This is a genomic window from Exiguobacterium sp. HVEsp1 (assembly GCF_002009685.1).
GTDB lineage: Bacteria > Bacillota > Bacilli > Exiguobacteriales > Exiguobacteriaceae > Exiguobacterium > Exiguobacterium profundum.
Genome location: NZ_KV917367.1, coordinates 77,154 through 77,393, shown reverse-complemented (window position 1 = coordinate 77,393; position 240 = coordinate 77,154).

Below are 240 nucleotides of genomic sequence, written 5' to 3'. Positions count from 1 at the left end.
AAAGGAAAGGCGTAGGGACAACAGGTCGATATTCCTGTACCGCCGTACCACCGTTTGAACGATGGGGGGACGCAGAAGGATAAGGTGACCGTGCGACTGGAAGTGCACGGACAAGAGGCCAGGCCGAAAGGCGTAGGCGATGGACAACAGGTCGATATTCCTGTACCGCCGTACCACCGTTTGAACGATGGGGGGACGCAGAAGGATAAGGTGACCGTGCGACTGGAAGTGACAAGCAGC